Origin of the sequence: Nocardia sp. NPDC058640 (genome assembly GCF_042716995.1) — a bacterium.
Taxonomy (GTDB): domain Bacteria; phylum Actinomycetota; class Actinomycetes; order Mycobacteriales; family Mycobacteriaceae; genus Nocardia.
The window spans coordinates 22,861-48,653 of record NZ_JBHXRG010000013.1; the positions used below are offsets into that span (position 1 = coordinate 22,861).

The following is a 25,793-nucleotide window of genomic DNA, read 5'->3' on the forward strand; positions in this document are numbered from 1 at the left end:
TTTAGGCGGCGTCAGCGAGGGGGGTGTCAAGGTCACCAGCGGCCAGCAGGCCGAGCGTGGGCTTGGGTGTCCAGAAGATGCGGCCGTGCTCGAAGTCCTGGAACGCGGCGCCGTCGAACGGCTGCTCGTCGGACACGGGCCACCCGAACTTGCCGGTTTCGAAACCGGAGCGGTTCCAGTGGTCGCGGATCGCGCCGTGCACCCAGAACGCGGGCTGGTCGTAGCGGCGGTAGACCGCGCCGCCCTGGAAGCCCTGCACATCGCCCCAGTTCTGCCCGTCAGGGCCCTTGAGAACGGTGTGGTCGGTGCTCGGGTACCCGAGTGGACCCGACTCCCAGCCGAGCCCAGCGAACTTGTCCCACAGGGTGTCCGGGATCGGGTGAGCGCCGGAGGCCGGCGACCAGTAGATGTACCCGCGTTCGAACTGCGCCCACTTGCCGACCATGTCCGGGCAGGTGTTCTCCCCCACCGTGAGACGTTTGCCCAGCCATGGTGAGAGCGCGGCCTTGTCGTCGATCGCGTTGCGAACCGGTGCCGCGGCGGGACCGCCTGCGTATTCGGTGACGTAGCTTGCGAATACGTCCCAGGGGAAATTGCGGCCGACGTCGGTGTGGTCGCCGATGCCGAGGGCATCGGTGACCCATCGGTGGTCGGAGATGCCGTCAGCGACCCGGTAGGGCGGGGTGATGACGGTGGTCGAGAACTTGTACTTGCGGGCGTCTTGCACGGCCAGCCAGGCGGCGGTACGCAGGTCGCGGTCAATGGCAAGCCATTGCTGCCGCGACCATGCCGAGCGGGATCCGGCGAAGCACAGGTTGATGGTGCGAGAGTTGGCGTCGAGGACGGACCAGGACGCGTAGTCGGTGTCGACGACGTTGCAGACAACACCGTCGCGGACCGTGTAGTGGTAGGAGACCCCGTTGGCTGAGTTGTTCAGGTACCCGGCCAGGGACTCGGCGGTACCGTTGCCCTCCTGCGTGTGCAGCAGAAAGTTGGTGATGCGTGACCCCCACCGGTTGGAGCGGGAGCTGCCGAACCTGTCGAGCTCGGTGAAATCAGGGCGGGTCACAGAGCGACCTCCTTGTTGAGTTCGGTTGCGGTGTTCACACGCCCACCCCCGGATAGCGGTCGATGATGGTCTTGCGGGGCTTCTTGGACAGGTAGCGCTCGATGGCTAGGACCCGGTCGCGTTCTTCTGCGTCGACGGCTTCCAGGTATTCGAGGACTTCGTCGACGTTGTGCAGGCACGGGTTCCAGCCGGGGTCGCGCACGGGAACGTTGGTCACGTACGCGCCGTCAGACGACGGGCGCCCGGTCTGCGGTGAGCCTTTGGCTTTGCCAGTGCCGCTGCCTTCGACGCCCGCGACGATGCGGTCGTCCGTGGGCACGGCACCCTCGGGGTCGAAGCCCATGGCCTCTGCCAGCTGACGTTTCGCGTCCTGCGGCAGCGACGCGACGAACTCTTTCAAGTCGAACTGCGACCGGTCCGGTGCGTCGATCGGTTCCCACACACCCGGCGACACCAACCAATGCGGGTCGGTCTGCCGCGGCTTCTGGTACTTGATCTTCCGCTCAGCGGGGACCGTCGAACCCATTGGACGGGCACCACAGTCCCAGAGACGGCGTGAAACTTCCCGCAGATACTCCACCGGGAAGGGAAGCGGAGCGCCCTTCATACCTGGCAACCCGCTGAACATCCACAGGAATGCTTCTTCGGGGCAGTCGTGATTTACCAAGTGGTACTCGGGGAACTCGCCCGCTTTCAGGTGCGGAGTCTGGTCAACTTCGACACCGGTTTCGGAAGGTTTCTTGGATTTACCCATTTGCGGTTGCCCCGTATAATTGTGTTGTGCAAGAGGAAATTTGGATGCGCATCCCAGGATTCGATGACCGCTACGAAGCGAGTTCGGATGGCCGGATTCGATCGAACTGGAGCAATAAGCAACGTGTTCTCGGGACACGCACCACCGATGCCGGGTACGTGACCGTGAGCCTTCGGTGCGGCGGGAAAGCTTTTACTCGCACCGTCAACAGGTTGGTTGCGCTAGCCTTCTACGGCGAGCCCGCCGATCCGAGTTATCACGCGTGCCATAACGACGGCGACAAGTCGAACAACCAGGTCAGCAACATTCGATGGGACACGCCATCAGGGAATGCGGCAGACAAACTGGTCCATGGCACCAACTGGCAGCTCAACAAGACTCACTGCGCACAGGGTCACGAGTACACGCCCGAGAACACCCGCATGATGAAAAGCGGTGGTCGGCGTTGCATCACCTGCAAACGAGCAGATTCCAACCAGAGGTACCGCGACCAGTGCGGTGATTCCTTCGGCACCCACAAGGGTAAGAAGCTCACCGCCGAGACCATCGCTGCCATGCGAGACCTACGTGCCCAAGGACTGATTTACCGGGAGATCGCCGAGCGCTACGGAGTCAGTGCCCCAACTGCGCGCTTGGCGATCCTCGGCGAAAGCCACCGCACCGCCTAGCCTGGCCTATTTGCCGTGGACGGCGAGCTGCTGTACGAGCGAACCGAGGTCAGCGATCAGCGACAGGGCGCGTTGGCCGCGGTCTTTGTTCTTTTCCTTTTCGCCGATGACGGGGACCCATTCGGGTGGTGATTCCCTGTCCCATGCGAGGGTGAGTTCGCGGACGCGGTCGACGTAGATGATGTGGTCGTCGGCGTAGAGGGTGGAGGCGAAATCTCCGAGGACTTGTGCGCCGATGCGGTCACCGATGAAGAAGTGGCCTTTGCCTTGGTCTCCGATGAACCATGGTGCGCCGTCGCGGATGTTGATTTCGTGACTGAACCATGACCGGGTTTCGTGGAGCGCTTTTCGGAGCGACAGCAATGCTTCGAGGGTGTATGCGCGGTCTGATCCGGAGGCTAGGACTTCGAAAGGTCGAGCCCACCCGGAATTTGCGATTCGGCCCGGACTTGCTATTCGCATCCAGGCGGCGATGGTGTCCCAGTAGAAAACCTGGGCGATGGCATCGACGGCACCTCCGATAGGGGGCACGACGATTGCTGCGGCCAGGAGATCGCCTGCCGTGTTGTGCGACCAGACACCGCCGCCGGAGTAATTTACCCATCCGGGAACGTGCATGTCGTAGAAATCTTGCACGCCGATTGGCTCGATTGATACGAGCGGTGAGTATTCGACAGCGGGGCCGTCTTCGATTTCCGACCAGGCGTCGTCGGGAAGATCTTCGGGGGGCGTTTCAACTTGCGCGGCGACGTTTCCCGAGTCGCGCATTGTGGCGACGTCGACGCCGACGAGAGTTCGCCCCGCTTCGGTCCAACCAGAACGGGTCAGCCAGCGGTGTCGTTTCGTGGCTGTGAGCTTCCGGCCGTTCCCGAAGGTGTATTCGAATAGCTCCGCGCAACCCTTTTTGAACGCAAATGCTGCGGTCGCCGCGGTGCGTTCACCTGATGGTGTGAGTGACCACACTTGAAACGGTCCACCGCGTTGCGCGAGAACGTCGATCCGTTCTTCACCGTCCGGTCCGTCGATTTCCGTATCGCCTGATACACATTGGATCGCCGCGCTGATGAGCTCGTTTACAAACGGGAATGAGTGCCCACCGGCTACTACCTGAACCGCGGTCGACGGGGTGAACATGAACTTCGATGACTCGATGCCCGTCTCTTCACCTTCGAGGTAAATGACATACGGGCAGGACTTATCCGTCAAACGCAGCCCAGGAATCTTGTACGAGCCGGGGATCGCGGGGTCGACGATATCTTCGATGATCGGGTCGATGAAGTCTTCGGTGAATTTCGCGACGGTGCGTTTCAAACCGAGGAACGGGTCACCGCCGTTTGAGGTGTCGGTGTAGTACCCGGATTTGTCGACGATGTCGACGACGAGGGCCCCGTTGCGCAGTGTTTGACCGTCGATTGGTTGTTCGTCGTCGGCTGCGATGAACCGTCGAACTTGAATGGAAAGTTCGGCGTCTTCGAGAATGTCTTTGGCCATGTCGACCCAGCGTTTAAAACGCGAGTTAGGCACCGACCAGAGCGTTCCGGCGAGCATATCTTCGGCGAATGTGGTGGGTTTGACAACGACCGACCAGTTACCCATTCCGGGTGCGCTGGCATTCTGATCCATAGGGTCGTCGGGCAGCCCCCACCAATTGTCCTGTTCGCGCATTACGTTCAAGAACAGCGCTGTTTTCAGAGCCCAAATACTGGGTCCTGCCAGGAAAAACACCCTTGGGAACTGCACGAAGTCGGGCAGGAACGGGTTACACCAGGCGAGGTAATACTCCAGAATGGAAACGTCATGCAACCAGCGGACTACCAATACACGGGAACCGTCTTCTCTTTTTTCAACCGTGTGATCATGGATACGCCCAGACCAGCGAGCACCGTCTTTGTCGACAGTGATGTGGACGTTCCGTTTCTCGCCCCGATTGATACGTGCCGAGACCTGCCAGATCCATTTCGCCAACGGGTCATCCAACGGGATCTCAGTGAGTCCCGGACCGACTTCGTTATCCAACCACGTGAAACTGGCCGAATACTCACTGTCGAGGGTGCCCTGCAGATTGAAATCACCGGTCCAGATCCGCATCAAAGGCGGTTGCAGGCGTGCCCGACGATCCGCCTCCTCTGCCGCGTTGGTGGCCTCCCAGATCGCTTCACACTGCTCTTTTAAAGACAGATCAAGAAGGTCAGTCATCGGACCTCCCAAACATGCGACCAGCGACGCTGGCAATAAACATCGACACGAGCACCACCGACAGGGGCACCCTCAACCTTCACTGGAAGATTGGTTTCCGGTGTTTTCGGTGGGATCTGGTGAAGGAAAGAAATTCCGTTCATGCGGCCCGCGAGGTTCGTGCCAGCGAAGTCCCGCACCTGCAGTTTGTCCCGGTACAGGGTGATTCGCGCACCACCCTCCAACGCAGTCAATTCAGGGAGGGTGATCTTCCGGTTGGGCCATTGCCCGCCGGGGATCCTGTGGTGTTTCTTCCCCGCCCACGTGTAGTCCGGCAGAGTCCAGATTCCTCGGGTGACGACCCATTGCAGCCACATCGGTTGATCGGTCGGATTCGAAACGGTCACGAACCCTTCCGATGTACCGGTGGAGCCGGTTTGAAAGTAGTCGTACGGGGTGTTCTCGTATTTGTCTTCGAACCAGAACGGTTGGTCGGCAACAACAGCCATCGGCTGGACCGACGACCGAGTCAGCCGGGGGTCATGCTTCGATTCGAATTCGACCGTGTCACTTTTCGCCAACCACAAACTTCGGGTCCCCGAGGTCGGTGTGGTGACCGACATTTTCGTCAGGGTCGAAGTCGGGTCCCAAGGGTCGGCCTCATAGTCCCAGGCTGCGTTCCAACGGCTTTGGAGGTCTTGCCATTCTTCGGGGTTTTCGCCGTGGATGTTGACCGCGAAAGTGATGTCGCGTTGCTTGTATCGTTTGCCCTCATAAGTCGCACCTTTTTGGAAGACGCTCGACTTCCGTAGCGTGGTGACAGGCGCGTCGAAGATACCCTTGATGTTTGGTGCCAAAAAGAGTTTCTCCGACGCGCCTGCGCCGTTGATCTGGAAGTGCGAGCCGTCGTGTCCGTAGATGTCGATGCGGGCGGAGTCACGCATCAATGGGTTTAGCCCCTTGCTGTTGCCGTGTGCTGAAGTGCCCGCATATCGCGGATCTGTTCGGCTTTGCGGTACGCCTCATCGACGTTCGGCGTGGTCAAATTGATCGTGGTCGAGTTGTCGATGGAGGTCATCGACCCGCCTTCCGCACTGCCCCGCATGACGGTGTTCGCGGCGCCGGTCGCCGGTATTGATGCGGCTTGGTACCCGGACTGGGCAGGGTTTTGTGAGGCTTGCGTGGCCGCGAGCCGTGCCCTGGCGTACGACGTGAACGTGTCCCCGTAGGTGGTGACCTCGGAGGGGATCAGGCTGCGTGGATCCGGCAGGCCGAGCGGGTCGAGGGTGGAGGAAACCAGGTCCTCGAACCCGGTGGAGAACGCGGACGAGAACCGGTCTCGCGCTTTCGTCCCGACTTGTTCGAACGTGTCCACACCGGACGTCGTGGCCGGCGTCGTGGTGGTGGGCGTGGCGCCTGTGAGGGTGTCGGTGTTCAGGACTTCCGGCATCGCTTGCGCCTGCGGGTTTTCACCGACACCTGCCCGTTGGGCCTGCATGTTGTCGATGAACTGCCGGAACATCAACCACTGAGGGTTGGTGAGCACAGCCTCAGGGAGACCGGAGGTGTTCCACCCGAAGGTTTTGTCCTCGAAGATCCCGCCGGAGTCGTAACCGTGGCCCTGGCCGATCACGCTGAGCAGCCGGTCGCCGTACTTTTGTTCGCCGTACCGGACCATTGCGTTGGTCATGGCCCACGGGTCGCGACGGTTGTCCGGCAGGGACGGGTCCCTGTAGGCCTGCCACGTGTTCGGGATCATCTGCCCGAGGCCGACACCCGCTGCTTCGCCGGTGCCGTTGACGTCGACGATCTGCTGCGCGATGTTCGGATCGCCACCGGACTCGGTGTCGATCTGCCGAACCCACGCGTCGACCTTCTCCGGGGTCGGCTCGTAGCCTTGCTTCTTGTAGGCGTCGATGATCATCTGCCGCCACTGCTCAGCACCAGCCGACGGCTCCCAAGCCGCCGTGCCGCCACTGCCGCCGGATGATCCGGAGCCGAGCACTTTGCCCGCCAAGGACTCGACGAGCTTCTGCGCGAACGCCTTCGGGATCTTGCCCGCGTCACCCAATCCAGGAATTTCCGGGACGTTGTTCGCCGCGGTACGCAGCGGGTTCAGCAGCAGGTTGGTCGCGAGAGCGTTCTTGCCGGAGCTGACTGCCCCCGTGATCGCAGACCCGATACGGGAGAAGATGTTGGCCTTCTCCTCGTCGGACAGGTTGCCGAGGAAGTCAGCGTTTCCCCAGTGGACATGGTCCATGTGGTCGGCGTTGGTGCTGGCGCCGTAGTCAAGTGGCGAACCGTTCTTGAGGTTCTGCCAGCCGTTGAGTGGCCAGTGGATGAGCTCGCTCGACTGCGGGTAGGTTTCGTAGATCCACCGGGCGATCTGGTCCATTGGCCCCGCGAGGTCGATGGCCTTGCCCTGCATGTGCATGTCGAAACCGCTACCGACATCAGCGAACCGCTTGCCGGAGGTGAGGATCGCGCCGGGGATAGCAGAGCGGACCAGGTCCCACAGTTGGGACTGGACGGGGTCGAGCGGGTCACTGGTAGAGACGACACCGCCGTCGGCGTATCCGGGTGCGCCGTCGCCCTGGGGCTTGGACTGCAGGCCGCCGCCTTGGAGGGCTGCTGAGCGCATGTTGTACATGGCTTCGTGGCCACCTGCCGCGGCGACTTCGGCTGCAGTCCAGACGTGTTCGCCGTTGGACAGCCGGTACAGTCCGGCTTTGTCGTCCTTTGGCCCGCCGGGGCCCTTCACGGGGCCACCGGGGCCGCCCATCCAGCGCCCGCCGACATGTCCGCCGGTTTCGGGTCGGGTTGGTCGGCCAGCGAAGAAGTCGGTGCCGGTGCCGACCTTGTCGATCGGGTCCCATTTCGGCAACCCGAGCTTGTCGGCGACTTTGTTCCACAGATCACCGAAGGTGTTCAGCGTGTCGATGACGGAGTTGATCGGGCCGGTCAGTTTGCCTGGCAGGTTGCCCCAGGAGACGCCGATGCCGTTGGTGATGCCGTCGAAGAACGAGGGCAGGTCCGTGAATTTGGCCTTGAGGTTGCCCAGTACTTCGCTGCCGGTGAGCTTTTCGACAACGGCACCGATTTTGGTTCCGAGGTTGCCCCAGGAGGTGCCGGAGGCTTTGTCGACGTGTTCGTCAGCGTCGAGGCTGACTTGTTTCTGCCCGGTGGACAGGGTGGGCATGGCCCCGGTGGCGTTGGTGAGACCGTTGACGTAGCCGCGGAGTTTGTTCGCGAAGTTCTGCCACGAATTGCCTGACGATTCCGAGTTCGTTTTCGCTGATTCGGAGACGTTGTCGAAATTTTGGGCCAGCCCGATGAGCTTGCCGTTTGTTTTGTCGTCGTCCTCGTTGAGCCACAGGAAAAACGCGCCCAGACCGCCGCCACTGCGGATGATCGGGCTGTCGAGCGCCTTGTCGCCGAGGCTGCCGTCTTTGACACCTGGCACACCCGGAGCGGTGTGGTCGAGCCGGTTGCCGTTCTTGTCGACACGCTCGCCCTTGTAGTTGTAGTACTGATCGCCGAGGGCGTGATCCTTTTTGGTTCGCGATGGGTCGATCTCAGTGTCGAGACGCGGCGGAGTATCAGGTTTGAACCCGTTCAATCCCGCGCCGTCGCTGCTTTGCGGGTCGAGGATCGTAGGGCCTGCGGGCCTTTCGTCGAACCCTTGAAGTCCGCCACCGTCGGGTCCGGTCCGGTCTTCGGGGGCTTGCTTCGGGGCCCCGGTGCCGGTGGGTTCCGGCTCTGGGAGCAGGCCGAGCTTATCCGCGAGCCAGTACGCCAGTTGAATCGCGTCGACAATTGCCTGGACGCTGGCTTGGACGTCTTTGAAGAAGTCTTTGACCTCTTGTTGGCCTTCTTTGCTGCCGAGGAAGTTGTTCCACCGCGACAGTGTCGCTTCGATACTGTCGAGCCAGGATTCGCCGGTTTCGTCAGATCCTGAGAACAAGTTCTTGATGACCCCGCCGAGTTTCACGGCGATGTCCCAAATCTGCTTGAACGTGTCCAAGGATTCGCGCAGGAAGTTCTTGAAGGTTTCCTGCCCCTCGTCGGATTCCGCCCAGGTACGGAAGTCCTTCATGAGGTTCGCGAAGCCTTCGGCGCCGGATGGCATGAAGTCGGAGCCGACGCCAGCGAGGGACAGCATTGCCTGGATCAGGTCGTTGATGCCGTCGAGGAGAGGGCCGACAGTTTTGCGGGTGTTCTCGAAAATCCGTGCGAACTTCGATCGCGAGCTTTCGGTTTCGAGGTCGGCGAATGCGCGCCGAAGCCCGCTGTTGATCTCGGTCGCGATGCCACCGAGGCCGGTTTTCAGGGTGGGAATGTACTTCTCAGCCAACGATTTGATCGAGTCGCCCATTTTGTCGAGCAACTTGTCCTGCACGAACATGCGCAGGTCACCAAGGGCAGGCTTGAGGTCCAGCATGGTTTGCACGAACGCGCGCGCAGCCGGTGACAGTTTCGCCATCTTCCGTGCGAACTCTTCGGCTGCGTCGCCGGAATCGTTCATCGCCCTGGTCACAGCCTGCTGTGCCTCAGCGAGCTGCTCTTGCGCATCTACCAGGGTTTGTTGTGCGTCGATCTCAGCCTGGGCGGCGTCAGCGACACGTTCTTTCGCGGAGACGACCTGGTCAGAACCCTCGACACCCTTCGCGTTGGCTTCGTTGGCCTGTTCCTGCAGGTCACGCGAGTTCCTCAGCACGTCTTGCTGGTCAGCGAGGGCTTCGTTGTAGCTGTGAACTGCGCGCCGGCGGTCGGTTGCGGATGCGTCGGAGTCGCGGAAGGTCTCCTGCATCGACTCGTAGGCTTCGGCGACCGCGATCGCGGCACCTTCCTCGTTCAACGACGTGCGCCCCAAAGCCCGATTGAGGTCTTCGAGTTCGTCGGTAGCGTCCTCGCGGGCCTTGTTCAAGGCCTTCTGTGCCGAGGCAGACGCCTTCTGTGCCGACTGCACACCACGTTCAGCGGACGCCACACTGCGGGCGGCCGAGGCAGCCTGCTTTTGGGCAGACTCCACCGCTTTCGCGCGTGTTTCAGCCTGTTTCGCGGCACCGTCACGGGCCTTTTCAGCGGCCGAGAACGCGTCACCGATACCGCGAGTGCCGACCACGATCGTGGCGATGATGGAGGTGAACCCGGCCAGGGCGGCAGGCAGAAGCGCGATGACACCTGCGGCTTGGGCGAGCTGGCCCAACAACGGGACCAGCGAGACCGCGGCGAGCCCGATGAGGGCGACTTTCGCGATCCCGGCGAGGTTCGAGAACGAGAACAGCGACGAAAGCCCTGACACGAGCGCGCTTTCGAACCCACGGACTGCGGCGCCGGCGAGTCGGAACATGTTGCCTTGGTCGCGGGTCGCCCGGCCTACCCGGTCGTGGGCTTCGGCTTCTTGCCCCATGAGGGAGGTGAGTCGGCCGGTTGCGTCGGCGTGGTCGCGGCGTGCGCGGGTGAGGCGGTTTTCTGCGTTGGTTCGTTGGGAGGCCGTGGCGGTGCTGCTGGCCATGACTTCGTTGTGGCGTTGTTCAGCCTGTGTGAGGCGGCCGAGGGTGTCGCCTTGGTTACGTCGTGCGCTTTCCAGTTGGGATTCGATGTTGGCCAGCTGGGCTTGTGCGCGGGCCACCGATGCCTGGTCGAGTTGGACCTGCAGCCTGACTGCGCGCACGGGGCGGGTGAAGATGTTGCCGCGCAACCGACGACCGGCACCAGTTGCACCTGCGGTGCCGATAGCGCCGACGTCGTTGCCTACGGATGCGGCGAGGGACCGCAACGCCATGAGTTGTGCGACCGCGGCGGTGGTGTCGACGTTGACGTTCATCGACAGGGGGCTGGCGGCGACCGTGACCCGGAAGTCTTCGAGTTGCTGGACGGCTTGGGTGAGGTCGAGCTTCACCCGCAGTTCCGCTTCGGGGAGTGTAGATTTCAGGCCACGGATCTTCTGACGCAGTCCGGCTTCGGACAGTTTCAGTGTGACGGTGGCGTCCAGGCCTGCGGCGGCAGCGTTGACTTTGCCGCGCAGGGTGGTGCGGAACCCGTTTGCCAGTTCCGGCGAGAAATAGATCTTAGCGGCGGCATTGGCCGCTTCGGCTTTCGCTGCAGCCTTCAACTGGGTGCGGAATTTCGGGGCCAGCTTGAACCCGAATTCGATGTTCGCCCCGGCTTTTTCGGCGGCTGCCTTGGCCTTGGATTTGACGTCGGCAGTGAAGCCCTTCGCCAGGACCGGTTTCAAGGTCACGTTCAGTGACTCGTCGATCGGTTTGAGAAGGGCTTTCGTCGATGCCCGGAAGTTGTTTGCGAGTGCGGGCCGCAGGGTGATCCGTGCGGATCCGGCATTGTAGGAGCCCCAGGTGGCCATGCGGCACCGCCTCTATTTACATGTTGATGCCCATGTTTTTGAGGGCGTCACGAACGCTGATTTGGTCGAGCTTTTCCCGCGCGCGTTGCTCGGCGGTTTGCGGGCGCGGTTCTGCGGGCATGGGAGGTGGGAGCTTCCCGGAGAACACCGCGGGCAGAACACGCAAAACCTCTTTTAGAAGGTCGATTTGGCGCAGCTGCAACAACACTGGCAGCGAATACCCGACGAACGACAACGGTTGTTTCTCAGCGGGTTCGGGTTGTTGTGCTCGTTGGAACCCGATATGTTCGTCTGCTGCGACCGCGGCCTGGTACCAACTGTCCATCGGTAAACGACGGAGCAGCCGGTACACCTGCGCCCACGGGCGCACACCACGGAAGTAGTCGAGCAGATCCCAGCCGAACCGGTCTGCCAGGTCGTATTCGATGTCTTCCCCGAAATCCTCGATGAGGATTACGAGGCCGAGGCGCCCCCCGGCAGATCACCGGCTTCGGTCGGAAGACTGTGGAAGTGCTCGTTGATGTCTTCCAGCAAGGGCAGCAGGACGTGGGCGTCGGCGCGGCCGACGACCGCCCAGATCGCGTCGAAGCTGTCGCCGAGGACCGCGGCCACGAGCCGTCGAAGGTTGGCGGGGTCGATGCTGCCGCGCTTGTCGATCAGTTCCGCGAACGCCAACACCTGCTCCGAGGACACCGGTTCGTGCACGGGGGTGGGCGGGTTGGTGCCGTCGAACATGTACGGTTCGGTCTTTTCGCGGGCGAGGGCGGCGTCGGCGACCATCTTCGCCCACCGTGACACGGGGGCGGGTGCGGCGGCGGTCTTCTTTGGAGCAGGCATTTCGTCTCCTGGCGGGAGTGGGTGGGTTACTTCTTCAGGGCTGGGCGCTGCTGGACTGGCTTGGTGTCAGGTGCGCGCACAGGGGTCGGTTCAGTGATGACGCGGTAGCCCTGGGTGTGCAGGTGTTCGCGTTCGGTGGGTGAGCCGACCTGGACTTCGCGGCCGTCGGGGGAGGCCATGCGAATCGGGGTGAAAGCCATAGGGGTTCTCCTGGCTGGGGCCTGGCAAAGGATGGGGTAGGTGCCTTCCCCGCGCGCGGCCAGGAATCACGCGCGGGGAGGCGGTCAAGGGGCGATCAGGCGTAGGTGACGGAGTAAGCCGTCGACGGGCCGGTCGAGTTGGTGGCGATCACGTTGTGCGCGCCCGCGGTCTTGGCCGGGGTCGTGATCGCCAGGGTGGTGTCGTTGACGATCGTGAAATCGGTTGCGGCAGTGCCGCCGACAGTGACACCGGTCGTGCCGACGAAGTGCGAGCCGAGCAGGACTACCGATTCGCCGCCGGCCGCGGCGAGAGTGCCCGCCGGCAGGTGCGAGGTGATCGTTGGCACCGAAGCCGTGGCCGAGAAGCCCATCTGGGAGACGAGATTCGAGACGCCGGGCCCGCAGATGACGTTCTTCAGCGAGTAGCCGAGCGTGCTGTCGATCTTGCCTGCCCAGGTCACGGCGTAGGACAGTGCGCCTTCCTGGGACCAGGACTGCTCACCGACCTCGGTGACGATCGCGCGGGGCAGGATCCGCAGGATGTAGATGGCGTCGGCGCCGTCGCCGTCGACCATGCCGAAGATCAGCCGGTGGTAGCGGGTGCTTGGCGAAGTCGGGTCGGCGTACTGGATTTCCTTGGTCGTCGCGTCAGCGGTCACGCTCGACAGGTCCATGCCGGAGTACAACTCCAGGCTGCGGCGCTGGGTCTGCAGCAGGGTCGTGGAGACGGTGACCTTGCGGGAGATGATGTCGGTGCGCGGCGGCTCCAACGCACCCCAGGCCTCGATGTCGTTGGACTCGACTTCGGGGCGGAAGGTCGGCGGGGCGTCCTTCGCAGTGAATCCCAACGACTCGAAGTCCGTCAGAGACTGGAACTCGGCGGACACGCCGGAGGTGAAGGAGGCGGGGATGGTCGCGTCGTCGTCGCCGATCAGGACGAAGCCCTTGTTCGGACGACGAATCAGCTCCGGCTTCCAAGCCGCGAGCTGATCGAAAGTGACAGCAGGCATTGATGATTCCTTGATGTGGGCACACCGAAAACCCGTCACCGAACTGCGGCACGGGGTTGGTGTGGGAAGAAGTGAGGAGGGCTAGGCGCGGGGCCTGCGGTAGGAGAGGCGGACCGTCGCGGACACAGCGCGAGCGTCGCGGCGTTCCGGCGGGATGTATTGGCCGCCGGTGGCTTCCTCGGCGACGTCGATGAGGTACCCGCCTGGTGCGGTGTTCCCTGCGGCGAGGATGCGTTCCTGGCCTGCCGTTTTCAGCACCTTCGACTCGGCGCGGGTACCCGCCACATACTCGATGTCGATGACAGGGTTGTCGGCGACATCGTCGGCTCGACCGCCGACACGGGTGACGTAGATGTAGGGCGGGTCGATCTTGTCGGACTCGAAAGTGACAACGGGTGCGATGTCGTCGAGGAGTGCCTTCATCACGTCGTCGAATTCCGGGAAGGGGATCAATTCAGCCCTCCACGTCTCGAATGAAGTCGCGCATCACGTGCTCGGGCTTGTTCCAGCGGGTTCCGTGTTCACGGAAACGGGCGTAGTGGCCGGAGGCGTAGACCACGCCTTCTTGGACGCCGGACTCGCCGAGTTCAGTGAAGGCTTCGACGTGGGTAGCGTTGAATCCTGTCCTCCAGCGGCTGCGCAGTGCCCATCGGTCGGCGCCCTGCTCCCCCAGCTCCAACAGGAACGCACCTAGTTCGAGGTCTTCTCGGAGGTAGGTTTCGAGGTTAAGTTCAGACCCGTCGTATTCCATTGGGACCGTCCTTCGCGATGGTGAACCGCGGCCCGGTAGACCATCCGGTGAATCCGTTTGGCGCTTCTCGGACTTGGCCGTCGATGGCGAACTCGCGGCCGTCGGGGTGCCGGATCCGGTCGGTTTCGAGGACGTCGTCACCGTGCGCCGCGGTGACTCTTGCTGTCACAGTGACGAACTCGCCCGTCGTGTTGTCCTCGGTGTCGGTGTGCCATTTGATGTCGCACGGCCCGATCTGATGCTCGGTGGTGGCCGCGTTGTCCGGGTCGCCCTCCCAGTTCTGGTCAGCGCCGCGAATCACGGTCAGCATGGTCCCGCCGGGGTAGGTGGGGTGCTTGTAATTCACCATGTTTGCGGCCTCGTCGAAGCCAGTCCGGCGTTGCGGAGGATCCGCATCGCCGCGGGCGACAGCGTGGTCAGGGATCGTTCGATCTCTTCGGCGCTGATGGTGTCGGCATAGGTGACGCTGCCGCCGTCGGCGGTCTGCGAAGCGATCCCGATTTCACGACCGACGGTGCCCGCGATGGGGTCGATGCCCGCCAGGTGCCACATGGCCGCGTGGGCGCAGGTGGCGTCGCGCATGGCTTCGGCGATGTCGAGATCGACCGGCAGCCCGGACGGGTACGCGTCGTACAAGTCGAGTCGTGTTGCGGCCCTGACGAGTTGGGAAGCGCACCGGATCAACCGGACCGCGACCGGTTCGTCGGGGAGTTCGGTGAGCCAGCCGTCAGCGAGGTCATCGGGGTCGGCGTAGGTCAGCATCAGCTGGCGGCCTTCTTCGGGGCCGTCTTCGCCGGCGCCTTGCGCGGTGCGGGCTTGGTCGGTTCGGGTTCGGGTTCGGGCTCTGTCTGTACCGCAGGTGTCTCCGGTTCGGGTTCCGGTGCGGCAGTGACTGGCTCGGGCTTCGACTTCGCCGGAGCTGGGACCTCGGACCAGTAGGCCCACGCCAGCAAATCCGGGCGCGGCTCGTCGGACTCGATGATCCGGCCGCCGTGTAGATACTGGTAGTAGTGCACTACCATTCCTCCTAATAGATCGGTCCAGCGCAGCGAAACCGCCGCGCCGGACCGTCATTCGAGTTACGTCCAGTACCGGCCCTGGGTGACTTGTTCAGCCGCCAGTTGGGCGTCGGCGAGAGACGCGAAATACGGGCTCAGTGTGCGAGTCACCCCGACGGCGGTTGTCACCGCGACGCGGAAAACGCCAGGCGACGACTCATTGATCTGGATGTTGTCAATGCGAGCAGAGTTCAGGTACTCCGTGCCCGCGTTGCGATTCCAGCTCATCAGGCGAGATCGCCGCGCAGCAGAACGCCGCGGTTCGCATCCAACGTCTTGGTACCGAACAGGATGTCCACGCTGATCACGTCGGACTTCAGGTCCAGGTCGTAGTCCTGCACGATGCGCAGCGACAGACCCTTGTAGGACTCCATCGCGCCCCAGGTGTTCGAGCGCGGCAGAGCCAGCGGTGCGGTCGCCAGCGCGAGCGCGGTCTTGTGGAAAGCGAGACCAACCTCGGTGGTCGGCTGCCCGGTCGCCGGCGAGCCCGCAGGTTGCACGATGTTCTGGGTCATGAACGCGTTGAACCCGAAGAGGCCGTTGCCGATCGAACCCTGACGCAGTGCGGCGTTGTCACCGGACTTGTCGGCGTGCTTGATGATGTCGCTGTTCAGCCACTTCGACCGAGTGGTCGGACCGACAACCGCAGAACGCTCGCTCGGCGGGACGTTCATGATGTTGAGCAGGCGGTCCGCTTCGATCAGCGCTTCCGGGTGAGCCCAGTTGTCGTGGGGGCCGGTGGTCGTGCCGGGGAAGTACTCGTCGCCAGCGACCTGGGTGAAGTCGGCCTTGGCCTGGGCGATGATCGCGCGGTCGACAGCCTGGGCGAGCGCTTCGCACGCTGGGTTCAGGAACTGTGCGTCGAAATCTTCCAGGCGCAGGGTGAGGTCCTGCGTGGTGATCGCGAACGAGACGTCCTTGTGCTGATCGAGGGTGACAGCCACGCCGGTCTCAGTCGCGTTCTGCACCGTGATCGACGGCGCGGCCGGGTTGAAGGTCTGCGCGGTGAAGGTCGCGGGCTTGCGGATGGTGACCGTCGAGCCGATCTTCTGGCTGCCCCACTCCGACGAGACGTCGGTGTAGACCAGCGGCACCATGCACAGCTGTTCGTAGAGATTGGCCAAAGCCTTTTTGGCGATGACGGAAGGGGTGAGAAGGGTGTTAGCCATTTAGGCTCTCCTTGAATGCAGGTCAGTCGGCGAATCCGCGAGTGGTGCGGTATTCACGCCGGTAGAAATCGATGTCCTTTTCCCCGTTGGAATTGGGGGTGGCGTTTCCGCCGGACATGTCTCCGCCGCTTCGGGGAGCCGCCGCCTGGGCGGGCGCCTTTTTCAGCTTCGGATTGGTTTCGACTGCCGCAGAAACGATTTCCGCCACCTGGGCTGCGAAGTCGTCGGCGTTTGTGTCGAGTTTGGCGATTGCCTCGTTCACTTTGCGGGAGTCGAGGATCGCTTCGAGGTCGGCTTCGGCGGTGTTGGCGGCGCGGGTGAGTGCGTCGCGGCGCTCGAAGTTCCGCAGCTTTTCGGCGACGGCGTCGCGGTCGGCTGCGAGTTGGGTTTCCCGTTCCTGGGCGGCCTTCAAAAGGTCGGCGGGGTCGGGTGGGGTGTCGTCGGAGATGAGGCCGAGTGCGCGACCGAGCTTTTCGGTCAGTTCGTCCTGTGCGGCTTTGGCGGCCTCCTGGGCAGCCTTTTCCGCTGCGGCGACGCCGTTTACACGGGCTGCGGCAGCTTCTTGGCGCAGCTTCTTGACGTAGGCTTCGTCGAACGACTTCGGTTCCTTGCCCGTCTCAGCGGGTTCGGTGACCGGTTCGATCTCGCCGGTTTCGGTGCCCTGTACATCGGCACCGACATCGGGGGTGTCGACAGGTTCAGCGGCGGGCGCCGGAGTGTCGACGGCGGCATTTTCAGTTGTGGGTTCTGCGGGGGTGTTGGCTTCGTCGGCCATTGAATGTGCCTCCTGGACACGCGAAAACACCCGTGCGGCACCAGGCCGAACAGGTGTTGAAATGACGAAACCCCCAGTGGCAGACAGCCAAACTGGGGGTTATTGCACCCGCGCAAAATGGGCGGGAAGTCTTCAATTATTTGAGCGGAGAACTGAGGAGTTGAACCCCAACCCAGTGAAGGGTCAATCCGTTTTCAAGACGGTTCCGCCGCCGCGACGGTTAATTCTCCATTGGCAGGCCCGCCAGGATTCGAACCTGAACTAACTGAACCAAGGTCAGTTGTGCTGCCGTTACACTACGAGCCTACGAATCAGGCCGAGCGGCGCGACTGTTGCAACAACGCCAGCAGTTCGTCCTGCCGTGACGGCCCGACCACGCCAGCGAGTTGGTCAGCGAACGCCGACCGCGCCTTGTCGATCAAATCGGCCGGCACAGAAGGTGTCGCGTCCATGATGTTCAGCAGGGCTTCCTGCACCTGACCATCCAGCGAAAGACCGGTACGGCCGCGGCCCTGCTGCGCCTCCGCGAGCGCCCACTCGAACTGGCGACGCAGCTCAGCGTCGGTCAGCGGAGTCGTGCTGTGCGGGATCATGGCGTCCTTCGTGACATTTTGAGGAGCAGGGCATGTAGCACTTTACCGGGTTCGCTGGCCTTGTCACCATTGATTTCGACGTCGGCGAACGCCTCGGCGAGGGCTTCGGCGGGTTCGATCACGGCCTTGTCCAGCTTCTTGAACGAGTACCCAGAAAGCTGGTTCTCCCACTTTCGCAACCGTTGGAACGTGACGTGGAGCGGCTCGTTCGGATCACCGTACCGCGGCTCCCAGTACTTGAGGAGTGCGGGACCGATCTCCTTGCGGGCCTTCGCTTTGGTGTTGAAGTCGAGGGCGTGGCCGAACTCGTGCACAACCGTCGAGTACGCGGGGCGTAGGTGGGAGTTCGGTACGTGGAACCCGGTAGCGACGTCGTTCTTTGAGCTGGCTGCGAGCTTTTTCGGGTTGGTCGCGTAGTCGAGGTTGAAGTGGATCTCGCTGTACCAGTCGCCGCTGGGGTCCTTGTTCGGGACGGTCCAGGCGTAGGCGTTGCCGGCGGTGGCGTCTTGGGAGATGTGGACACCGCGCAGGTCGACGTACTCGTACTTGCGGAGCATGTCGGTGACCGCTCGGGCGATCTCGCGGGCTGTTTCGAGGTCGACGCCGGGGCTGTCGAAGCCGGTGACGTCGAATCCGAAGCGTTGGGCGAGGAGGTCGCCTACCTCTGCCGCGGTGCGGGCGTCGTCGTAGAGAGACCTTGCTACCATGACCTTGCCGACCTTGACGGTGTTCGGCTTTTTCCTACCTGGCCAGCCCAGCGCGTTCGCGGGAGCGGGCATCGACGCCGCGGCCATCCTGTTCGCGGATCGGGTCTTCCGGTTCGCGGCTGTAGCGGTTCGGCGCGCGACCCGTTGAGGTTCGGGGGCGCGGATGGCGGGTGGTGGTGCGGGGTCGTCGGCGGTCCATACCTTGGCGGTGTGCCTGCAGTTGGGGTGGTAGAGGCCGCGGGTCATCGCTTCGGTGAGCGAGCACAGCACCCACACGGCCACTGGTTGCCCAGCGCTGTTGTTGTGGGTGACCCAGCTTCGGGATTCGCCGCTGATCGACAAGGTCTTGCCTTCGAAGGGGGCGCAGAGTCGGCAGGCTCCGGGGACGTCGGAGATGGTGATCAGGTCGTGCCCGTCGGCGCGTGCTTGGGCGCAGAACCCTTCGACTTCGGCGGTCGTGACACCGTGTCGGATCTGTTGTTCGGCGTAGGCGACGAGTTCGCGTCGGCGGCCGTGCTGGTCGGTGGTGGCGACGAACCCGAAGCGGGCGTTCCGTCGTAGCGCTTCACGTAGGAGGTTGTGCAGCTCGGCGTCGTTGGTGATGTTCGGGTCGCGAGATACTTCGTCGATGACCCGCCGGTAGATGTTCTCGGTGTCGGCGAGGACGCCGCGGTGTGCGGTGTCAAGGCCAGACAGGACGCGGTCGATGATGTCGCGCACCGCGTCAGGATCGTGGTGCTCGGTGCGGGATCCGGTGTCGCCGCGCGCGGCGGTAGTCCCGTCGCGCCAGGCTCGGTTGATCGCGGTCGCGACCATGCCGGGCGCGTGTTCGGCGGTGTTGTCGATGACGCGGCGGGTCGCTTTGCGGAAGTTCGGTAGCCGCATCAGCATTCGTGTCAGCCAGCGTCTCCCCCACCCCTTTTCGAGGCCGAGGAGTTTCGCGAGGATCCGCCACAATGCGAGTTCGAGAACCCGGTACAACCGGATCAGGGGTGCGGCGTGCTTGTCACCGTTGGAGGGGGTGAGAGGCATCAGGCCGCCTTGTCGAGCTCGTCACCGTCCTCGGGGAGCGGGCTGTCTGGTTGGAGGTCGCTGTGAGGTTCTGGGGTTGTGTCGAAGTCGCTGTCGCCGAACGGTTCCGGGTCGGGTGCGAGCTCAGCCAGTTCGGCTTTGATCGCGGCGACTTCTTCGTCGACCTCATCGGAGGACATGTTCGGGTTGATCTTCCGAACCGACGCGGCGATCGAAATCGCTTGTGCTGTGCGCAGGTTCGCGATCTCGACCGACCGTTGGACCGGGTCCTGGTCCACGCGGACCGGGAACTGCATCTCGGGGTCGGCCTGCAACCCGTACGAGCCGCCGTAGACGAGTTCGTCGAGGTCGAGCATGGTGCGTGCCAGTGGGGCCATCGCGCTGCCCCAGTACAACGCCTTTTTCGATCGTGTCCGGTTGGACAGGTCTTTGCGGGCGGTGACTTCGGTTGCGGTCATCTGGCCGGCGAGTTGGTCGTCGCCGAAGTCGCCTGTGGAGTATCCGGCGGAGACCAGGATGCGGTTCATCAGTGCGGTGCAGGTGGCTTGGTGTTCGGCGTGACGGATCGCGAATTGTTGTGCCTGGACGAGGCTGTTGGGTCCGCCTTCGATCATGTCGTCGGCCGGGGCGGGGGTGTAGATCGCCTGTTCGGGATCCCATGACGCGCCCTGGCCTGGACCGTCTTGTTCCAGCAATGACGAGGCCACGAACAAGCGGGCTTTCGCGAGATCGAGGTCACGCATCCACGACGACCACGCCTCATCCAAGGCGTCGAACAGGTGCTCGATGCCTTCGAAGTCGGATCGACCCAACGGGGACAAACCGGGGACGTTGCGCCACCTGCGGGCGGGGCGCACGTTCGGAATGTAGGCGGCGGTAAGGCCTTTCACGCCGGTCGGGATCGAGGAGTTCTGGTCAACGAGTTCGGCAGCCCACGCGGTCGCGTCCTGCTCTTGGAGGGGCAGGCGGCGGCCGATGTGGTCGCTGTCCCCGCAGTACAGGGCGTGTTCGATGGCGCCGGGTTCGTGGCGTTCGAGATGCCGCCACGTGCCGCGCTTGTCCGTCGCGACGATCGACCAGAACGTGACCGCGGCGAGTTTGCCGTAACGCCACTCCGGGATCGCAGCGTCAGGGCCGACAGCGGACAACATCACCTTGTCGGTGACTTCGCTGTCCCAAAAGAGCCGTAGGAAAACTCCGCCGAGGGCGGCCTGCAGTTCAGCGGCTTCGAGGAAGGTCGCGGTCGCGTCGTCGCATTCGAGCAGTTGGTTGAGCCGGTCTTGTGCCGCTTCGAGGTTGGTGGCGTCGCCCTGGTTGAGGACCCATTGCGGCGGTTGTCCGAACAGCAGGTCCGCCGAGGTGCGTGCAACGTCTGCAGCGGCAGGAATGTGGAGGCGTTTGGTTGCTTGTTGTGGGGGGCGTCCCCAGAACCAGCGGGCGACTTTGCCGATGACGCCGGTGGAGTACTGGGCGGACCGGGTTTTGGCGGGTTTGCCGTCAGGGTTTTGGGCGTAGAACGCGGCCAGCACGTCGGTGTCGCCGGCAACCCACGCGGAGTGGAGGTCGTAGGCGGACTGCGCGACATCCCACGGCTCAGGTGGCCAAGCGCCACTGAATTCGGGCATCGGCATGCGCCACCTCCAGGTGGTGTGCGCGCGCAGAATGCCGCGGCGCTATGAAGTTGGGTTAGAAGACATTGAGGTTCGACCAACCACGCTGGTGGTGTTCGCCGACGACCAGGCCCAACAGTCCGGCGGGCGACCACACGCCGTACTGGTTGAGCATGTATTCCGAGGAGCGTTCCGCTTCCAGGGCCGGGCAGCCGAAAAGGGTTCGGCCTTCGAATTCCTGGGAGTAGAAGTGGTGATAGTGGGCGGTGAAGAACAGCGACGTGGCGCCGAGTTCTTCTGTCCGTCCGAGGATTTGGCGTTCGATCGCGTTGCGGGTGCGGGTCTCTGATGAGGAGCCGCGGCCCTTCTCGATGTAGCCGTGGGAGAAGTAGCAGGGCACACCCGACAACGTCAGGGTGACTGCGGGGTCGCCGGCGCCGATGTGCCAGGTGATGCGGGGGGCGGCGCCGTGTTCGGCGAGTTCGTCAAACAGCTTCTTCGTTTGGCGGGCGATGTGGGTGGAGGCGTTGTCGCCCTGTGTGGTTACAGGGTCTTTGGTCCCGTTGCGGGTCCACTCACCGTGATTGGATATCACTGACGACACCGACAGTGGCAGGCCGAGCGAGGCGGCTTCCTTGATCGTCCACACCCGCAGGTCGAAGTCCAGCTCTAGTTGCCGGGACATGTTGAGTTCGACGGTGTGCGACTGGTTGCCGTAGTTGTTGCAGACGCCTTCGGTCTCATCACCCATGAACGCAATATGGATGGCGCTGATCTGCGAGGCTAGGGTGCGCGCGAGGGCGATGTGCTCTTCGACGCCGCGGCGCCAGTTCGCGACCGCTTCCTCGGTCCCCTTCTTCCCAAGCTGCGGGTCGGCCACAAGGATCACGTACGTGTTGTCGCCATCGGCCAGCCGTGCCTGAGGAAGCGGGTTCGCCTGCAGCGAGGTTCGCCATGCTGCGATCGTCTCGGGTGAGATGTCGGAAGCCTTTCGGCGCCGAAAACGTGCGCTGTAGCTGTAGAGCTGCACGACGTCGCGGGTGCCGTCATCTTGGGCTTTGGACTGCTGCCAGGTCGACATGCGGACGGTGTCGTCGACGACTTCGAACTCGCTGGCGTTCAGGTTGAACAGGGCGAAGACGGTTGTCCAGTCATCATTGATCGGCGCTTCGACGACCACGTTGTTGACGGTCGCGCCGTCGCCGGTGACGTCGATGGAGCCTTTGTTCGCTGGTTCGCGGCCGGGGAGGTTGGCGGCGTCGTCGGCCAGGCTCACGCGGCGACCTCCGTGGCGTAGCAGCCGCAGTCGTTGCGGCAGTGGACTCGGAACCGTGTTTCGGCGGCGTCGAGTCCGTTTTTGACGGCGAGCCGCCACACGTGGGTTATTGGGCGGCCGTCGACGAGGAGTGTTTTGAATGCTTGGCGGTCGCGTTCATCGAGTGACGACAACCATGTCCCGGTGGCGCATGGCCTGGGTTTGCGTGTGCGTTGCCGCAGTTCGAATGCGTCGTCGGCGAAACTCAATTCCAACCTCCAAGATCGGTTGCACCAATCGTATGAGTGTTGGCAAACCGCCAGTTTTCATGCGGCGAACCGCACTTCGACTGGTTTGTTCTCGTTCGTTTCGACCGCGACTGGAAGTTCGTTGAGTTTGATCTGTCGCCGCCATTTACGTTCGGTGGTGACCACGCAATAGCGGAGAGCGTCGATGCCGTGGTCATTGAGTTTGACCGGCTCGTCTTTTCCCTTTTCCGTGGCCTTCGTGTCCCACACGTAGCCGGGGAGCTCTTTCAGCAGTTCGGTGCACCGGTCAGCGAATTTCAGACGACCTGACGCGACGAGCGCGGTGAGAGTACGGATTCCGTACAAGACGTCCTTTTGGGCGACGATAGTAGGCAACCCGTCCTGCTTCAACTGCACCCGGTAGTCCGCGGCGGCACCGTCAACGACCACGTAGCCGCGCCACGCCGCCCCTTCTTCGGGGTCGCTGGGGTGATGCGGCTCGTTCAGCCAGGCGCGTAACCCTTGTGAGAGTTGCACGTTCGTCCAGCGGGCAGCTTTGTCGGATGCCTTGTACCGCCATTCGTCCATCACGTACAAGCAGTCGTCGACGCCGTGGCCGACCATGACCGCGTGGGTGGGGTTGGTTGTGCCGTGGTCGACACCGACACCGACAATCCACCGCATTTCCGGCAGATCGTCCCACGGGACCACATGTTGGTCTGGGTCGTACATATCGAAGATCGCGCCATCGGCAGCCACCCAGCGGCCCAGAATGTTCCGCAGGTAGAAAAGACCAGTGAACTCGGCTTTGATCGAGGCAACGAACTTCGGTTTCAACGAGGGGTTGTCGTCGAGAGTGAAGTTCCACGACCGCAAATCCATTTCCGGCTCGTGTTGCCGGTCGATGAAGTTGACCTTCAAGTAGTGGTTCGGGTTGTCCGGGTTCGTTGTCGCCAGGCAGCGGGCACCGGGCACCGACAGGCGGGCCAGCAACTGCGTCCAGAATGACTCTGGGAGCAGGGTGGCTTCGTCGACGAGCGCTAAACACGCTGTGAGGCCGCGGAGTTTGCCTTCGGAGCGCACATCGGAGGCGCCGATCAACCAGACCATGCGGCCGAAGATCACCGCGGTGTTCGAGCCTCTTGTGTGGTGTACCTCGGTCGCCCAGGGCCCGAACACGGTTTCGTCTTGCATCGGTTCGAGGATGTTGCGTTCGATGGTTTGCAGGGTGCGGCCGGCGATCAGGATGAGCCCGGAGTCAGGGGCGTGCGCGACCGCATCGTAGAACGCCAGAATGCTTGCGATGGTCTTGCCGGAGCGGACGGCGCCGGACCAGATCGACGTCCGGTAGCTCCGGGATTCCACAATGCTGACGATCTGCTTCCGCGACAACGGAAGACCATCGAGGCTCACTCCGGTGCACCTTCGTCTGCGCGGGAGGCAAGTTCGTCAGCGGCCACAAGTTCTTGGAGCTTGCCGAAGAACTCGCCGACCATGCTGGTGGCTTCGCTGGACACGCCGCCCTTGGCGTCGGCGATCGCTTTGAGCTCGGCAGCTTTGTATGTGCCGGTCAGTTTCGCTCGCTTCTCGATGATCTCGAAGGCGCGGTCCATCAGCCACGGTTGGGCTTTGCGTTCTTCGTCGTTGCGGGGTTTGACGATCCGGGGCCAGATCGCTGCCCACATGGCGTCGAGGCGGGACAGCTCAAGTTCGACGTACTCTTCGGCGTTTTCGCGGGTGATCGCGGCGATCGCGGTGGACACGTACCGGGAGACCGATGATTTGGACACTCCGAGTTCTTCGGCGATCTCGGCTTGGGATTTGCCGGACATTCGGAGCTGCAGGGCTTTGTTGCGTTTTTCCTGCGTCTCGACGAGCGTCTCGACAGGGACAGTGTTTTTTCGTGCCATAACGGCGGGACCTCCAGGGCGCGGCGGGCTCCTGGCCCTGGCTCGCGTTCTAGGTGGTGGGGGCGGTCGCCTCCTGGGCGGACCGGTGACGCCACACCAAACGGTGGGCGTGGTGAAATGGGTCGATAGCAGTGGGGATCAGCCCGAGTAGGTGCGCGGCGGTCGTGATGATCGCGGCGGGGACCAAGATCGGGTGGTGTTGGCGTGCACGTTCACACACGGCGGTCAACAACTCGTCAGGGTGTGCGTGCAGTTCGTAGAGGGTGGTCGCGGCGACGAGGAGCAACCACGCGTGTGTGCCACGCACGGTCATTCCTCTTCGTCGTGGCAGAAGTCTGGTGCGATCAGTGACGCGCGTTTCTGTTCCATCAATCCGAGTTGGATGTGGACGGGCACGCTGTCGTCGCGGGTGAGCGACCCGACACACGACCAGGGGTCGCCGTCGTCGGAGTAGCCGCGGCGCACTGCGATCACCAGGTAGTCGGTGAGCAGACCGGGATCGTCGTCGTCGGGATCGTAGGCCCGCCACACGGTTTCGATCGCGTCAGTGAGAGCGTCGTCAGCTTCGCGTTGTTCAGGAGTGCGTGGCATCGGCAACCCACCTCAGTTTGTCGGGGGCGTAACCTGCCCAGTGGATCACCTCGCCGCCGTCGCGGACGACGATCACGGGGGCCTGCAGGTACCCGAGCCCGCGAATAAGTTCGAGGGCGTCGGGATCCTGGGTGACGTCGATTTTGGTGTACACGGCGCCGAGTTGGTCCAGCTTTTTTACGGTTGCTTTGCAGGGCTGGCAGTTCGGGCGCGAGTACACGGTGATCGTCGTCAAAGTCGTTGTGCCTGTTCAGTTGCGGGTGGCTCAGTAGACGGGCGGGAACCACACGCCGCGGGCGTAGTTCGGGTATGCGTGCGGGTTCAGGTTGTATCGGCCGTGGACACCAGTGGTGAGGTAGCCGCGGAGCCCGGCGGATTCGTTGCATACCCAGTCGCCGGCGTTGCAGATCGTCAGGACAGGGAACGCGCCGAAGTTGGCGTCGGCGCCGGCGGCGCCGCGGAAGATCCCGATCCAGTCGGCGGGGATGGCGAGCGGGTTGGCTGCGATCCCAGCACTGCCGGGGCCCGCGACCCGCTTCGGGTCGGAGACCAGAATGGCGGTGGCGTTGGGTTCATCGGTGTGCTGGGACACCCACATGTGGACGACCGCGGCACCACCCGAGTGGCCCAACATCTTCAGATGCGTGCCGGGGCAACGGTTTCGGTAGTCGTGGAACAGGCGGTCGAGCTCGGCAACACCGGCGACGAGGTCGACCGAGTTGTATCCGACGGGTTGGTCTGCCGGGATGTAGGTCGAGGATTGCCCGGTGCCGTGGGCGTTGATTTCGAAGCCGCCGGCACCGAACGTGTACGTGTCCTGGCAGGTGGGTCCGCCAGCGTTGGCCGTGGCGGGTGCAACGATCAACCCGGCAGCGGCCAGTAGCGTGGCGGTGAGCAGGCGTGCGTGTTGGAACATGGTGGCCTCCCGGCCAATAGAGCTAGTGAAGCTGGGCCCGCCGGCTCCCAGGTAGCGAAAACCGGACCGGCGGGCGGGCCGCGGCGCGGTGACGCTGC

At 63.2% G+C, this 25,793-nt stretch carries 28 protein-coding genes and 1 tRNA gene; 1 reads left to right on the forward strand and 28 read right to left on the reverse strand.

All coding sequences use genetic code 11. The annotated features are described in order from the left end of the window. Position 1: 1 nt before the first annotated feature. Both ACFWU5_RS16160 and ACFWU5_RS16165 read right to left on the reverse strand, forming a co-directional pair. Positions 2-1,069: an N-acetylmuramoyl-L-alanine amidase gene (locus ACFWU5_RS16160; protein WP_379267716.1), complete on the reverse strand. Its 1,068-nt coding sequence runs from the start codon at positions 1,067-1,069 to the stop codon at positions 2-4. Between the two features lie 34 nt (positions 1,070-1,103). Beyond that, a complete protein-coding gene (locus ACFWU5_RS16165) occupies positions 1,104-1,823 on the reverse strand; it encodes a DUF2744 domain-containing protein (protein WP_379267717.1) in 720 nt (239 codons plus the stop codon). Between the two features lie 26 nt (positions 1,824-1,849). Here ACFWU5_RS16165 and ACFWU5_RS16170 point away from each other — a divergent pair, with 26 nt between their 5' ends. Beyond that, complete coding sequence (locus ACFWU5_RS16170) at positions 1,850-2,491, forward strand: NUMOD4 domain-containing protein (RefSeq protein ID WP_379267718.1); 642 nt, start codon at positions 1,850-1,852, stop codon at positions 2,489-2,491. Positions 2,492-2,497: 6 nt separating this feature from the next. Here ACFWU5_RS16170 and ACFWU5_RS16175 read toward each other — a convergent pair whose 3' ends face one another. The 26 genes from ACFWU5_RS16175 to ACFWU5_RS16300 all read right to left on the reverse strand — a co-directional run bounded on the left by ACFWU5_RS16175 (position 2,498) and on the right by ACFWU5_RS16300 (position 25,695). Further along, positions 2,498-4,687, reverse strand: coding sequence for a hypothetical protein (locus ACFWU5_RS16175; RefSeq protein ID WP_379267719.1), 2,190 nt, complete (start codon positions 4,685-4,687; stop codon positions 2,498-2,500). Further along, the gene (locus ACFWU5_RS16180) at positions 4,684-5,610 is read right to left on the reverse strand and encodes a hypothetical protein (protein ID WP_379267720.1); all 927 of its coding nucleotides are present in this window, start codon (positions 5,608-5,610) and stop codon (positions 4,684-4,686) included. The genes ACFWU5_RS16175 and ACFWU5_RS16180 overlap by 4 nt, the downstream gene beginning before the upstream one ends. Before the next feature lie 8 nt (positions 5,611-5,618). Next, positions 5,619-11,033, reverse strand: coding sequence for a hypothetical protein (locus tag ACFWU5_RS16185; protein WP_379267721.1), 5,415 nt, complete (start codon positions 11,031-11,033; stop codon positions 5,619-5,621). A 16-nt stretch (positions 11,034-11,049) separates the two neighbouring features. Beyond that, the gene (locus tag ACFWU5_RS16190; protein WP_379267722.1) at positions 11,050-11,403 is read right to left on the reverse strand and encodes a hypothetical protein; all 354 of its coding nucleotides are present in this window, start codon (positions 11,401-11,403) and stop codon (positions 11,050-11,052) included. 83 nt (positions 11,404-11,486) lie between these two features. Then, positions 11,487-11,870, reverse strand: a complete 384-nt coding sequence (locus ACFWU5_RS16195) for a hypothetical protein (RefSeq protein ID WP_379267723.1) — start codon at positions 11,868-11,870, stop codon at positions 11,487-11,489. A gap of 26 nt (positions 11,871-11,896) precedes the next feature. After that, positions 11,897-12,070: a hypothetical protein gene (locus tag ACFWU5_RS16200; RefSeq protein ID WP_379267724.1), complete on the reverse strand. Its 174-nt coding sequence runs from the start codon at positions 12,068-12,070 to the stop codon at positions 11,897-11,899. Between the two features lie 95 nt (positions 12,071-12,165). Then, positions 12,166-13,080 carry an IPT/TIG domain-containing protein gene (locus tag ACFWU5_RS16205; RefSeq protein ID WP_379267725.1) on the reverse strand — a complete coding sequence of 305 codons (915 nt, stop codon included), beginning with the start codon at positions 13,078-13,080 and terminating at the stop codon, positions 12,166-12,168. Positions 13,081-13,161: 81 nt separating this feature from the next. Continuing rightward, positions 13,162-13,533 carry a hypothetical protein gene (locus ACFWU5_RS16210; protein ID WP_379267726.1) on the reverse strand — a complete coding sequence of 124 codons (372 nt, stop codon included), beginning with the start codon at positions 13,531-13,533 and terminating at the stop codon, positions 13,162-13,164. A gap of 1 nt (position 13,534) precedes the next feature. Continuing rightward, on the reverse strand, positions 13,535-13,831 hold the full coding sequence (locus ACFWU5_RS16215; protein WP_379267727.1) for a hypothetical protein: 297 nt from the start codon (positions 13,829-13,831) through the stop codon (positions 13,535-13,537). Further along, positions 13,812-14,180: a hypothetical protein gene (locus ACFWU5_RS16220; protein ID WP_379267728.1), complete on the reverse strand. Its 369-nt coding sequence runs from the start codon at positions 14,178-14,180 to the stop codon at positions 13,812-13,814. The genes ACFWU5_RS16215 and ACFWU5_RS16220 overlap by 20 nt, the downstream gene beginning before the upstream one ends. Further along, positions 14,174-14,593 (reverse strand): hypothetical protein, encoded by a 420-nt coding sequence (locus ACFWU5_RS16225; protein WP_379267729.1) that lies wholly within the window; start codon positions 14,591-14,593, stop codon positions 14,174-14,176. Before ACFWU5_RS16225 ends, ACFWU5_RS16220 begins: the two co-directional genes overlap by 7 nt. Next, complete coding sequence (locus tag ACFWU5_RS16230; RefSeq protein ID WP_379267730.1) at positions 14,593-14,853, reverse strand: hypothetical protein; 261 nt, start codon at positions 14,851-14,853, stop codon at positions 14,593-14,595. The genes ACFWU5_RS16225 and ACFWU5_RS16230 overlap by 1 nt, the downstream gene beginning before the upstream one ends. Positions 14,854-14,910: 57 nt before the next feature. Then, positions 14,911-15,117, reverse strand: coding sequence for a hypothetical protein (locus ACFWU5_RS16235; protein WP_379267731.1), 207 nt, complete (start codon positions 15,115-15,117; stop codon positions 14,911-14,913). Further along, on the reverse strand, positions 15,117-16,058 hold the full coding sequence (locus ACFWU5_RS16240) for a P22 phage major capsid protein family protein (protein WP_379267732.1): 942 nt from the start codon (positions 16,056-16,058) through the stop codon (positions 15,117-15,119). Before ACFWU5_RS16240 ends, ACFWU5_RS16235 begins: the two co-directional genes overlap by 1 nt. Positions 16,059-16,080: 22 nt before the next feature. Then, positions 16,081-16,833: a hypothetical protein gene (locus tag ACFWU5_RS16245; protein WP_379267733.1), complete on the reverse strand. Its 753-nt coding sequence runs from the start codon at positions 16,831-16,833 to the stop codon at positions 16,081-16,083. Between the two features lie 232 nt (positions 16,834-17,065). Further along, positions 17,066-17,139: transfer RNA gene (locus ACFWU5_RS16250), tRNA-Gln, on the reverse strand. A gap of 5 nt (positions 17,140-17,144) precedes the next feature. Beyond that, a complete protein-coding gene (locus ACFWU5_RS16255; protein WP_379267734.1) occupies positions 17,145-17,426 on the reverse strand; it encodes a hypothetical protein in 282 nt (93 codons plus the stop codon). After that, positions 17,423-19,165, reverse strand: coding sequence for a phage minor capsid protein (locus ACFWU5_RS16260; RefSeq protein ID WP_379267735.1), 1,743 nt, complete (start codon positions 19,163-19,165; stop codon positions 17,423-17,425). Before ACFWU5_RS16260 ends, ACFWU5_RS16255 begins: the two co-directional genes overlap by 4 nt. Next, positions 19,165-20,790, reverse strand: coding sequence for a phage portal protein (locus ACFWU5_RS16265; protein WP_379267736.1), 1,626 nt, complete (start codon positions 20,788-20,790; stop codon positions 19,165-19,167). Before ACFWU5_RS16265 ends, ACFWU5_RS16260 begins: the two co-directional genes overlap by 1 nt. Before the next feature lie 61 nt (positions 20,791-20,851). Then, a complete protein-coding gene (locus ACFWU5_RS16270; RefSeq protein ID WP_379267737.1) occupies positions 20,852-22,051 on the reverse strand; it encodes a hypothetical protein in 1,200 nt (399 codons plus the stop codon). 305 nt (positions 22,052-22,356) lie between these two features. Further along, on the reverse strand, positions 22,357-23,691 hold the full coding sequence (locus ACFWU5_RS16275; RefSeq protein WP_379267738.1) for a PBSX family phage terminase large subunit: 1,335 nt from the start codon (positions 23,689-23,691) through the stop codon (positions 22,357-22,359). Beyond that, positions 23,688-24,188: a sigma factor-like helix-turn-helix DNA-binding protein gene (locus ACFWU5_RS16280; protein WP_379267739.1), complete on the reverse strand. Its 501-nt coding sequence runs from the start codon at positions 24,186-24,188 to the stop codon at positions 23,688-23,690. The genes ACFWU5_RS16275 and ACFWU5_RS16280 overlap by 4 nt, the downstream gene beginning before the upstream one ends. Positions 24,189-24,237: 49 nt before the next feature. Next, entirely contained in the window at positions 24,238-24,495 is a 258-nt protein-coding gene (locus ACFWU5_RS16285; RefSeq protein WP_379267740.1) for a hypothetical protein, read from the reverse strand. 2 nt (positions 24,496-24,497) lie between these two features. Then, positions 24,498-24,779, reverse strand: a complete 282-nt coding sequence (locus ACFWU5_RS16290) for a hypothetical protein (RefSeq protein ID WP_379267741.1) — start codon at positions 24,777-24,779, stop codon at positions 24,498-24,500. Beyond that, on the reverse strand, positions 24,763-24,999 hold the full coding sequence (locus ACFWU5_RS16295) for a glutaredoxin domain-containing protein (protein WP_379267869.1): 237 nt from the start codon (positions 24,997-24,999) through the stop codon (positions 24,763-24,765). The genes ACFWU5_RS16290 and ACFWU5_RS16295 overlap by 17 nt, the downstream gene beginning before the upstream one ends. Before the next feature lie 45 nt (positions 25,000-25,044). After that, positions 25,045-25,695, reverse strand: a complete 651-nt coding sequence (locus tag ACFWU5_RS16300; protein WP_379267742.1) for a cutinase family protein — start codon at positions 25,693-25,695, stop codon at positions 25,045-25,047. Between the last annotated feature and the right edge of the window lie 98 nt (positions 25,696-25,793).

Excerpts from the sequence above, each read along its gene's own strand:
- ACFWU5_RS16235 (WP_379267731.1), bottom strand. The coding sequence starts at position 15,117 with ATGAGCTGGAATCGCAACGCGGGCACGGAGTACCTGAACTCTGCTCGC.
- ACFWU5_RS16265 (WP_379267736.1), bottom strand. The coding sequence starts at position 20,790 with ATGCCCGAATTCAGTGGCGCTTGGCCACCTGAGCCGTGGGATGTCGCG.
- ACFWU5_RS16255 (WP_379267734.1), bottom strand. The coding sequence starts at position 17,426 with ATGATCCCGCACAGCACGACTCCGCTGACCGACGCTGAGCTGCGTCGC.
- ACFWU5_RS16260 (WP_379267735.1), bottom strand. The coding sequence starts at position 19,165 with ATGCCTCTCACCCCCTCCAACGGTGACAAGCACGCCGCACCCCTGATC.
- ACFWU5_RS16175 (WP_379267719.1), bottom strand. The coding sequence starts at position 4,687 with ATGACTGACCTTCTTGATCTGTCTTTAAAAGAGCAGTGTGAAGCGATC.
- ACFWU5_RS16185 (WP_379267721.1), bottom strand. The coding sequence starts at position 11,033 with ATGGCCACCTGGGGCTCCTACAATGCCGGATCCGCACGGATCACCCTG.
- ACFWU5_RS16280 (WP_379267739.1), bottom strand. The coding sequence starts at position 24,188 with ATGGCACGAAAAAACACTGTCCCTGTCGAGACGCTCGTCGAGACGCAG.
- ACFWU5_RS16225 (WP_379267729.1), bottom strand. The coding sequence starts at position 14,593 with ATGCTGACCTACGCCGACCCCGATGACCTCGCTGACGGCTGGCTCACC.
- ACFWU5_RS16165 (WP_379267717.1), bottom strand. The coding sequence starts at position 1,823 with ATGGGTAAATCCAAGAAACCTTCCGAAACCGGTGTCGAAGTTGACCAG.
- ACFWU5_RS16215 (WP_379267727.1), bottom strand. The coding sequence starts at position 13,831 with ATGGAATACGACGGGTCTGAACTTAACCTCGAAACCTACCTCCGAGAA.
- ACFWU5_RS16300 (WP_379267742.1), bottom strand. The coding sequence starts at position 25,695 with ATGTTCCAACACGCACGCCTGCTCACCGCCACGCTACTGGCCGCTGCC.
- ACFWU5_RS16240 (WP_379267732.1), bottom strand. The coding sequence starts at position 16,058 with ATGGCTAACACCCTTCTCACCCCTTCCGTCATCGCCAAAAAGGCTTTG.
- ACFWU5_RS16245 (WP_379267733.1), bottom strand. The coding sequence starts at position 16,833 with ATGGCCGACGAAGCCAACACCCCCGCAGAACCCACAACTGAAAATGCC.
- ACFWU5_RS16220 (WP_379267728.1), bottom strand. The coding sequence starts at position 14,180 with ATGGTGAATTACAAGCACCCCACCTACCCCGGCGGGACCATGCTGACC.
- ACFWU5_RS16205 (WP_379267725.1), bottom strand. The coding sequence starts at position 13,080 with ATGCCTGCTGTCACTTTCGATCAGCTCGCGGCTTGGAAGCCGGAGCTG.
- ACFWU5_RS16200 (WP_379267724.1), bottom strand. The coding sequence starts at position 12,070 with ATGGCTTTCACCCCGATTCGCATGGCCTCCCCCGACGGCCGCGAAGTC.
- ACFWU5_RS16180 (WP_379267720.1), bottom strand. The coding sequence starts at position 5,610 with ATGCGTGACTCCGCCCGCATCGACATCTACGGACACGACGGCTCGCAC.
- ACFWU5_RS16290 (WP_379267741.1), bottom strand. The coding sequence starts at position 24,779 with ATGCCACGCACTCCTGAACAACGCGAAGCTGACGACGCTCTCACTGAC.
- ACFWU5_RS16230 (WP_379267730.1), bottom strand. The coding sequence starts at position 14,853 with ATGGTAGTGCACTACTACCAGTATCTACACGGCGGCCGGATCATCGAG.
- ACFWU5_RS16195 (WP_379267723.1), bottom strand. The coding sequence starts at position 11,870 with ATGCCTGCTCCAAAGAAGACCGCCGCCGCACCCGCCCCCGTGTCACGG.